The sequence below is a fragment of the Pedobacter sp. UYP30 genome, from assembly GCF_040547165.1.
In the GTDB taxonomy this organism is placed as follows: Bacteria; Bacteroidota; Bacteroidia; order Sphingobacteriales; family Sphingobacteriaceae; genus Pedobacter.
The window spans coordinates 1-1,145 of record NZ_JBEPPD010000063.1; the positions used below are offsets into that span (position 1 = coordinate 1).

Genomic DNA, 1,145 nt, shown 5'->3' on the forward strand with positions numbered 1-1,145 from the left:
TAACGTTTTGCAAATTTGTGCAGAAATGGCATTGCTTGCAGAACCAATGTCGTACCGCACCAAATTAAGTAAATAACTGATGAATTGACGTGAACCGCTGTCAGCCATTTTTGAACAAATTTGCTGTTACCTGCTGTGCGGTTATATTTTAATACTGGCAATGACTTCATTTTTAATTAGTTCAGAATCGTCAATTACTCTTAATAAAACACTTGCAAAACATAACCACTCCAAGGTTCTTTGCGGGTCATTCTGTTCTATAAGTCTATGTGCTTTAGGGTTTCTAATTCCCATTACCGCACCACTAAATAACCACATAAATCCTAATTGTTCATCAGGATTTTCAGAAACCTTTATTATAGGACTTTTTGGCGAGAAGACACTTTGCATTAAAGGTGTGTTGTCAAGTTTGTATTCTCCAGATTTGACTTTAACTGCCTCAACAAGTGCAATATATGTATCAAGAATGGCTTGGCGATAATGTCCGTTTTTATAAAGTTCGCCAGCTGTTTTTTGAACAATTGGGTGTAGTCCAGAGAGTTCAAATGGAACTTCCGGATTTATTTCTAATGCATACAAAGAATTAGAGGTTTCCTTTTGCTTGTTAATTAGCCAGTTTATTATATAATTTCTAATTTCGTTTATTACTGTTTTCAGCGAATTTGCACTAAAAGCAAAGCTATCAACTTCTACACCTAGGTTTTTTCTAAGAGTATCCATAGCGAATGGGTTTCGAAAAGAAAGAAGACCCTCTTTTTTAGAACTGTCTTCAAGTTCGACAACACCTTCGCGAATTGGGTAATTATTTATTTCAAAAAGAATAGGGTCTTCTATAATAAAAGGTCTACCATATTTGTCATGATACTGTCCGGGAACTTTTCTGTATTCAGGAACAATTATATCATCAGTCATGGCTGGATTTGTGTTGAAATAACCTGTTGTTTCAAGTAATATCCATTTTTCAAAGTCTTTATCATTTAACTGCTTCGCAACTGTTAGAATTTTCGGCATAACAGCACTAAGTTCTAATTCCGATACTTTCGAAAGGATTTCTTCAATTAGTAGCAATAGTTTTCTTTTATTCATTGGAAAAATTGATTAGTAGTCGGTCAGCGTAGCATTGCAGGTAACGTTTTGAAAATTTG

The 1,145-nt window shown here is 34.6% G+C and carries 1 protein-coding gene; it reads right to left on the reverse strand.

The genetic code is table 11. The annotated features are described in order from the left end of the window. Positions 1-141 precede the first annotated feature (141 nt). Positions 142-1,086, reverse strand: a complete 945-nt coding sequence (locus ABIB40_RS20680; protein ID WP_354361852.1) for a TIGR02391 family protein — start codon at positions 1,084-1,086, stop codon at positions 142-144. Positions 1,087-1,145 lie beyond the last annotated feature (59 nt).